The organism is bacterium, from assembly GCA_020440705.1.
GTDB lineage: Bacteria > Krumholzibacteriota > Krumholzibacteriia > LZORAL124-64-63 > LZORAL124-64-63 > JAGRNP01.
Genome location: JAGRNP010000150.1, coordinates 1 through 7,875 on the forward strand (window position 1 = coordinate 1; position 7,875 = coordinate 7,875).

Annotated in this window: 8 protein-coding genes; 4 read left to right on the plus strand and 4 right to left on the minus strand. The window is 70.1% G+C overall.

What is annotated here, in order from left to right; genetic code table 11:
• The 3 genes from KDM41_16040 to gap form a co-directional block, all read right to left on the minus strand.
• The coding region (locus tag KDM41_16040; protein ID MCB1184938.1) for an EamA family transporter at positions 1–197 on the minus strand (197 nt) is incomplete at its 3' end.
• 8 nt (positions 198–205) lie between these two features.
• Positions 206–2,260: a hypothetical protein gene (locus KDM41_16045; GenBank protein MCB1184939.1), complete on the minus strand. Its 2,055-nt coding sequence runs from the start codon at positions 2,258–2,260 to the stop codon at positions 206–208.
• A gap of 123 nt (positions 2,261–2,383) precedes the next feature.
• Positions 2,384–3,385, minus strand: coding sequence for a type I glyceraldehyde-3-phosphate dehydrogenase (gene gap / locus KDM41_16050; GenBank protein MCB1184940.1), 1,002 nt, complete (start codon positions 3,383–3,385; stop codon positions 2,384–2,386).
• Between the two features lie 159 nt (positions 3,386–3,544).
• On the opposite strand from gap, the gene KDM41_16055 reads away from it, so the two are divergent.
• Positions 3,545–3,847 carry a zinc ribbon domain-containing protein gene (locus tag KDM41_16055; GenBank protein ID MCB1184941.1) on the plus strand — a complete coding sequence of 101 codons (303 nt, stop codon included), beginning with the start codon at positions 3,545–3,547 and terminating at the stop codon, positions 3,845–3,847.
• A gap of 135 nt (positions 3,848–3,982) precedes the next feature.
• The gene (locus KDM41_16060; GenBank protein ID MCB1184942.1) at positions 3,983–5,653 is read left to right on the plus strand and encodes a nucleoside kinase; all 1,671 of its coding nucleotides are present in this window, start codon (positions 3,983–3,985) and stop codon (positions 5,651–5,653) included.
• An 8-nt stretch (positions 5,654–5,661) separates the two neighbouring features.
• Here the strand turns inward: KDM41_16060 and KDM41_16065 are convergent, their stop codons facing one another.
• The gene (locus tag KDM41_16065; protein ID MCB1184943.1) at positions 5,662–6,138 is read right to left on the minus strand and encodes a hypothetical protein; all 477 of its coding nucleotides are present in this window, start codon (positions 6,136–6,138) and stop codon (positions 5,662–5,664) included.
• A 216-nt stretch (positions 6,139–6,354) separates the two neighbouring features.
• On the opposite strand from KDM41_16065, the gene elbB reads away from it, so the two are divergent.
• Positions 6,355–7,017 carry an isoprenoid biosynthesis glyoxalase ElbB gene (elbB, locus tag KDM41_16070; GenBank protein MCB1184944.1) on the plus strand — a complete coding sequence of 221 codons (663 nt, stop codon included), beginning with the start codon at positions 6,355–6,357 and terminating at the stop codon, positions 7,015–7,017.
• Positions 7,018–7,140: 123 nt separating this feature from the next.
• On the plus strand, positions 7,141–7,875 hold a 735-nt coding region (locus tag KDM41_16075; protein ID MCB1184945.1), incomplete at its 3' end, for an AAA family ATPase.

Sequence of the window (7,875 nt, forward strand, 5' to 3'; positions counted from 1 at the left end):
ACCCCGAGCAGGGCCGCCCGCAGGGCGGTGGCGCGATCGGGACGACCGGAGCCGCCGACCAGCAGGGGCGCGAAGGCCACGGCGGCGAGCCCGAGCCGGGCCGCCGCCACCACGACCGGGTCGAAGCCGGTCAGCTGGCCCTTGATGAGTCCGAAGGAGAAGGCCCACAGGAAGGAGGCCGCCCACAGCCAGGCCATCGGCGCCCCTACCGCACGAGGGTGAGGGCGCGGACGTCCGTCGCCTCCCCCTGGCGCAGGCGCACGAAGTAGGTGCCCGAAGCCACGTCGCGCCCGGCGTCGTCCCGGCCGCGCCACACCACCGCGTGGGGTCCGGCGCCGAGATCGGCCGCGATCAGGCGTCGGACGCGCCGACCGGACACGTCGTGGACATCGAGGGTCACGGCCCCCGCCACCGCGAGCTCGAAGCGGACGGTCGTGGCCGGATTGAACGGGTTGGGCACGTTGGGTGCGAGGACCGGACGCCCCGCAGCGGCCGTCGGCACCCCGCTCGCCCCGTCGGGGAAGATCTCGCACAGCACCCAGCCGTCCGGGTCGAGCTGCAGGTCCGTGACCGTACCCGCGACCGTGAAGGCGTACCACTCGGTGGCGGCCGCGTTCTCCACCACGAAGGTGGTGTCGCCCAGGCTGGTGGCGATGCGCACGTCCAGGGGCATGGCGAAGAGGTCGCCGGCGACGGGCAGCTGGGTGATGCGGAGCTGCACGTGGGTCTGCCCCGCCCCCGCGGCCGACGCGTTCCAGGCCACCTCGTAGCGGGGGTAGTACTCGCCGTAGATCCACTGTTGGAAGAAGGCCTCCAGATCGCGTCCGGACACGGCCTCGAACACCGCCTGCAGGTCCCCGGTGGTGGCCGCGCCGAAGCCGTGGGCGGCGCGCAGTTCGGCCAGACCGGCGCGGAACGCCGTCTCGCCCACCACGTGCCGCAGCATGTGCGGCACCCAGCTCGCCTTCTGGTACGACAGGTAGAAGTTGAAGATCTCGTTGAAGTTGTTCGGGTTCTCGACGTAGATCGTGCCGGGCCCGTAGAAGCGGGCGGCGTCCATCTCCTCGCGGTAGGCGGCCGGCCCCTCGTTCTGCTCGCGCCAGTAGGCCTCCGACCAGGTGGCGAAGCCCTCGTTGATCCAGATGTGGGAGAAGTCGGCGCAGGTGACGAGGTCGCCCATCCACTGGTGGGCCAGCTCGTGGGCGATGAAGGTCTCGAGGTACGCCGAGCTGTTCATGCTCGAGCAGGTCTGGTGCTCCATGCCCCCGCCCCAGAGGAAGTGGGCGTGGCCGTACTTCTCGTCGAGGTACGGGTACTCGCCGTACAGCCCGGCGAAGGCGCCGATCATGGCCGCGGTCGGGGCGTAACCGGCCGTGGCCTGGGCCACCCGGTCGGACACCACGTAGTGCACGATCGGCATGGTGTCGCCGCCGGCGGAGACGTACGCGTCGGTGAGCACCACGTAGGGATGGGCCGTCACCGAGACGAGATAGGTGGCGATGGGGTGCCGTTCGGTCCAATGGAAGGTCTTCAGGCCCGGGCCCGGTACCGATTCGGCCTCGAGGGTGCCGTTGCTCGCGACGATGAGGTTGTCGGGCACCGTCACGTGCAGGGCCACCGAATCGGCCTTGTCGGTGTTCAGGTCCTTGCACGGCCACCAGCGGCGCGCGCCGTAGGGCTCGCTCAGGCTCCAGATCAGGGGCTGCCCGCCGTAGGTGGCGAAGCCGAAGTAGTCGCTGGTGGGGTTGCCGAAGTAGTCGACGGCGACGGTCACCGATTCGCCGGGCAGGTAGGCGCGGTCGAGGACGACCGTGAGCACGGCCCCGCTGCGCGTGAAGGTCGTGGCCACACCCCCGCTCTTCGTCGCCGTGACGATCATGTTCGGGTCGAGATCGAGGTCGAGGGCGGCGAGGCCCGCGCCGGTCACGGTGGCCGTCAGGGTCAGCGTCCCCGTGAGGAGCTTCGCCACGGGATCGAGCGCGAGCGCCAGGTCGTAGAAGCGGGCGTCGTAGAGATCCATGGCGGCCGAACTCGGGCCCGCGGTCGCGGCGAAGGCCTTGCCGAGGCGGGCCTTCGCCTCGGCCTCGCGGAAGCGGTGCAGGTGGTCGGGCCCGCCCCGCGTGACCGCGACCTTGGCGCGATCCGGCGCCACCGGCACCGGATGGCCGCCCGCCCGGGCCGCGGTCACGGACGCCGGCCCGAGGGCCAGGCAGCCCGGGACGAGCAGGAGAACGATGGCGCGGCGGAGTCCGGGGATCATGGCGTCCTTCGTCAGGGGTGCGGGGTATCCTCCCGGCATTATAGCGCAACGGAGACCGGATGGACAGACGGCGCGGGTGGTCCCGCGCCGTCCGTTCCGTCGCTGCGTCGCCGGGGAGCGGGACTAGCCCACGTCCTCCATCATCTGCAGCAGGTCGCAGACCCGGTTCGAGTAGCCGTACTCGTTGTCGTACCAGCTGATCGTCTTGAGCATGTTGCCGTCCACGACCATGGTGCAGTCGGGATCGAAGTAGCTCGAGAAGCTGGTGCCGACCACATCCGACGACACGAGCGGATCGATCGCGTAGCCGATGATGCCGCGCAGACGCGCGGACTCGCTGGCCGCCTTCAGCGCCGCGTTCACCTCGTCGGCCGTGACGTTCTTCTTCATCCGCGTGGCCAGGTCGACCACCGAGCCGCAGGGCACGGGCACCCGCAGGGCCATGCCGCCCAGCTTGCCCGACAGGGACGGCAGCACCTGGCCGATGGCCTTCGCCGCGCCCGTCGAGGTGGGGATGATGTTCTCGGCCGCCGCCCGGGCCCGCCGCCAGTCGCTGTGCGGGGTGTCGATCAGGCGCTGGTCGCCGGTGTAGGCGTGGGTCGTGGTCATCAGGCCGTTCTCGATGCCGAACTCCTTGTCCAGCACGTAGCACAGGGGCGCCAGGCAGTTGGTCGTGCACGAGGCGTTCGAGACGATGCGGTGTTCGGGCTTGAGCGTCTCATTGTTGACGCCGATGACCACGGTCGCATCGATCTCGTCCTTGGCCGGCACCGTCAGCAGGACCTTGCGGGCCCCCGCCTCCAGGTGCAGGGAGATCTGGTCGCGCGCCCGGAACACGCCGGTCGACTCGACCACGAAGTCGACGCCCAGTTCCTTCCAAGGCAGCTCGGCCGGATTCCGCACGGCCGTCATGCGGGTCTGCCAGCGGTCGGTGACAAGGTGGCCGTCCTCGATGACCGCCTTGCCGGGCAGGTCGCCCATGACCGTGTCGTGCCGCAGCAGGTAGGCGAGGGCCTCGTCGTCCGTGATGTCGTTGATCGCGACGACCTCGACGCCCTGCCGCTCCAGCAGCAGCCGGAACACCGTGCGGCCGATGCGGCCGAATCCGTTGATCGCAACCTTCATGTCGAACCTTCCTTAGTCCTGGTCCGGAGGCTGCGGCCGCCCGACTGGCGGAACCGCTCCTCTCTCCCCATATTGCGCGTCCGGTCCCCTGACCGTCCGCATCCCTTGTATCGCCACCCCTGCCGGGGAGGAAATCCGCATCAACGGAGGTGCCGTTCCTTGCCGACCTACGAATACGAATGCACCCGCTGCGGCCTCGTCACCGAGGAATTCAAACCCGTCTCCGCCCCCAGGCGCCAACGCTGCCCCGCCTGCCGCGGCAAGGTCGAACGCCTGATCAGCGGCGGCCTCGGCGTCGTCTTCAAGGGCTCGGGCTTCTATATCAACGACTCCCGTGCTAAGACTGGCAAGGAGAAGAAGCCCGCGCCGGCGGAAAAATCCGCGGCCGGGTCCGGCGCCGCCGCCGGCAGTGCGCCCGCCACCGGTTCCGCTCCCGGCGCGGGAGGCAAGTCGGACGACTGATCCGACCGCCGGAAAGGTTCCGCGCCGGCAGCCCGCAGGATTGTTCGGAAACCGAACAATGCGCCACCATGATAGCGTCCGCGGGCCAAAACACAAGCCACGAGTCTCAGGGTACCCCCACTTGGAGGAATCGCCATGGCCGAAGGCACGATCCGGGTCGAAATCGGCGGCAGGCCGGCGGAGGTCGCGGCGGGTTCGACCGTCCGAGAGTGGCTCGAAGCCAATGTCCCCCAAGATCTTGTCGGTGATGACCCGGTCGCCATCTGCTCGATCAACGGGCGTCGTACGCACCTCATGGAACCCCTGCGCGGCGACGAACGGATCCGCCTGATCCGGCTGCGGGACCGCCAGGCCCAGACCACGATCCAGCGGACGGTCCAGTTCCTGGCCGCGCTGGCGGCCGAGTCGCTCTTCCCCGGCCACGCGCTCAAGGTCGAGTTCAGCTACGGCGGCGGCATGTACTGCGAGCTCGAGCGGCCCGAGCCCCTGACCGACGCCGACGTCACGGCCCTGTCCGCGCGCATGCAGGAGATCGTCGACGCCGACCTGCCCCTCCTGCCCCAGCGTTTCGGCCTGCGCGCCCTGCTCAAGAAGTACCAGCGCGCCGGCGACGCGCGCAACCACCGCACGGCGAAGTACCTGCGGCGCGAGAGCCTCGAGTTCTACCAGGTGGAGGGCTCGCAGCTCATGTACTACGGCCGGCAGCTGCCCTCGACCGGCTATGTGCGGGCCTTCGCCCTGCGACCCGAGACGCCCGGCTTCGTGCTGCTGTCCAATGTTCAGGGCGACCCGGCGCGCGTGCCCGAGTTCCTGCCCCAGGCCAAGCTCCTCGACACCCTGCGCGAGTACAGCGACTGGGTCGAGAAGGTCGGCGTCGAGGACACGGGCGCCCTGAACGAGCACATCGTCAACGGCCGCACCAGCGACCTGATCCAGATCTCCGAGGCGCGCCACGCCCGCTTCTTCGTCGAGGCGGCCGAGATGACCGCCGCCCTGCCCGACTCCGGACGGCTCGTGCTCCTGGCCGGCCCCAGCAGCTCGGGCAAGACCAGCAGCGCGAAACGGCTGGCCCTGCAGCTGCGGGTGCTCGGCTACCGCCCCTTCGCCCTCAGCCTCGACAACTACTTCGTCGACCGCGAGGAGACGCCCCGCACCCCCGACGGCGATTACGACTACGAGGCCCTCGGCGCCCTGCGCATCGATCTGTTCAACGAGCACCTGCAGGCCCTCATGGCGGGCGAGCCGGTGCACCTGCCCCGCTTCGATTTCCTCAGCGGGCGGGCCGAACTGGAATCCACGCCCACCGTGCTCGGCCGGGGCGAGCCGCTCCTGGTCGAGGGGATCCACGCCCTCAATCCGGAGCTGACGCCGCGCATCGCCCGACGTGAGAAGATGCTCGTCTACGTGTCGGCCCTGTGCCACCTGAACATCAACAACTTCAGCTACATCAAGACGACCCACTCGCGCCTCTACCGGCGCATCGTGCGCGACGCCCAGTTCCGCGGCTACCCCGCCAGCGAGACCCTCGCCCGCTGGCCGAAGGTGCGCGCCGGCGAGGAGGAGCACATCTTCCCGCACCAGAACAACGCCGACCTCTTCTTCAATTCCGGCCTCACCTACGAGTTGGCGGTGCTGAAGCTCTGGGCCGAACCGCGGCTGGCCGCGGTCGAGTCCGACGATCCGAACTACGGCCTCGCGCGCACGCTGATCGAGCAGCTCTCCCTGCTGCTGCCGGTCGACGCGAGCGAGGTGCCGCCGACCTCCCTGCTGCGGGAGTTCATCGGCGGCAGCGCGTTCCGCTACTAGTCGGCGGATCAGGGCACCAGGAAGTGCTCGCGCAACTGCGCCTCGGCGTCGGCGGCGCGGTCGCTGTCGGTCAGGAAGGTGACGGTCGAGAACGAGGTGGCGATGAGGTGGATGGGCACGCCCGCCTCGCCCGTGGCCTCGAAGACGGTGCCGGCGATGGCCGGGCGCTCGCTGAAGTGGGGACCGTAGATGGACAGGGCGGTGCAGCGCCGCTGGTAGTCGATGCGACCGATCTCCATGTCGTCCTGCATCGCCTGCAGGATGCCCAGGGTCTGGTCGAGATCGTCGGCGCTGATGGCGAAGGCCAGGTTGTTCAGGCCGTCGCGATCGGCGAAGCTCGTCACGCAGGAGATGTTGATGCCCTTGAGACCGAGGCCGGACAGGGCCCGGCCCACGAGATCCTGGCCCGCCCCCGCGCCCAGGATCTTGATGATCACCAGCCCCTCGGTCCTGGTGATGCCGCCGACGGCGATCTTGCCGGTCATCCGGTGGTCTCCCCTCGCTGCTGCGGGCGCCGCCCGCACGGCGGGCCCGCCCCAAAGCTAGCTTCCCGGCCCCCCGAATCCAAAATTCCGGATGCGTTTTTTCGACCCCGACGGGCAGGGTTGACATCCGCGGCGGCCGGGCGGTACAAACAGGGGGACGCCCCCGCGGACACCTCGCGCGAGGCCCCCCGCCGTTCCCTTCCGGAGGAGATCACCATGGCGAAAGTGGCCGTCATTCTCAGCGGCTGCGGCGTCTTCGACGGCGCCGAGATCCACGAGGCCTGCGCCGCCCTGCTGGCCCTCGACCGCGCCGGCGCCGAGGTCCAGGTCGCCGCACCCACCGGCCCGCAGATGCACGTCGTCGACCACCTGGCCGGACAGCCGGCGGCCGGCGAGAGCCGCGACATCCTGGTCGAGTCGGCGCGCCTGGCCCGCGGTCAGGCCGTGCCCCTGGTCGACCTCGACCCCGCCGCCTGCGACGCCGTGCTCCTGCCCGGCGGCTTCGGTGCGGCCAAGAACCTCTGCACCTTCGCCGTCGACGGCGCCGACTGCACCGTGCATCCGCAGGTCGAGGCCTTCCTGAGGGCCGCCCATGCCGCGGGCCGCCCCATCGGTGCCATGTGCATCGCGCCGGTGGTCCTGGCTCGCGTCTTCGGGCCGGACCTGCATCCGCGCCTGACCATCGGCACCGACCCCGCCACCGCCGAGCAGGTCAACCGCACCGGCGCCGAGCACGTCGACTGCCCCGTCGACGGTGTGGTCGTCGACGAGCGCCATCGCTTCATCTCGACGCCGGCGTACATGCTCGCCGACTCCATCGGCGAGGTCTTCGACGGCGCCGAGACGTTCGTCCGGGGACTGCTGGCCCTCTGCCGCTAAGCCTTTGCTACGGTATTCTTTATGATCGGGCGTTTTCGTTGGAAAACGCCCGATTTCCGTTGCCAGGCCGCGCGAATCCGGGTTACTTTCCCGTCCGGACATCCCCACCCGAGGAGTGACTTCATGGATGATGCCCTGCGACGGGACGGCTCCCCCGCTCCCGGTTCCCCGCGCCAACGCACCCCCTGGAAGACCGTCGGCGGACGCGTGATCAGTCTCGTCAGCCGCAAGGGCGGCGTCGGCAAGACGACCTCGGCCGTGAACATCGGTGCGGCCCTCGCCCTCAGCGGCCATACGGTGCTGATCGTGGGTGTCGACCCCCAGTGCGGCGTGTGCCGCACCCTGGGTCACGGCCCGCACGACCTGCCCTGCGGCCTGCAGGACGTCTTCGGCGGCGCCCCCCTGGCCGACCTGGCCCTGCTGTCGCCCCTCGACGACCTCCACTTCGTCTCGCCGCGCATTCTCGAACTGGCCGACGAAGAGGCGTATCTCGGGGCGATGGCCGACCACGCCAGCGTCTTCGTGGCCGCGATCGATCGCGCGCGGGCCCTGTACGACACGATCCTGATCGACTGCCCGCCGAACCTCGGCCCCGCCACGCGCGCCGCGCTGCTGGCCGCCGACGGCTACCTGGTGCCGGTCCAGGCCGAGGAGCTGTGCCGCGAGTCGGTCGAACCCCTGCTCGAGTTCGTCGACACCTTCCGCGAACGGACCCAGCCCGACGCCGCTCCCGGCGGCCCCGGCGCCCTCGTGCTCGACGGCCTCTTCCTGACCATGGTCAACGGCCGCACCCGCATGGCCCGCCACGTGTGCGACCAGCTCGGCGACGACTACGGCGACCTCGTGCTCGCCACCGCC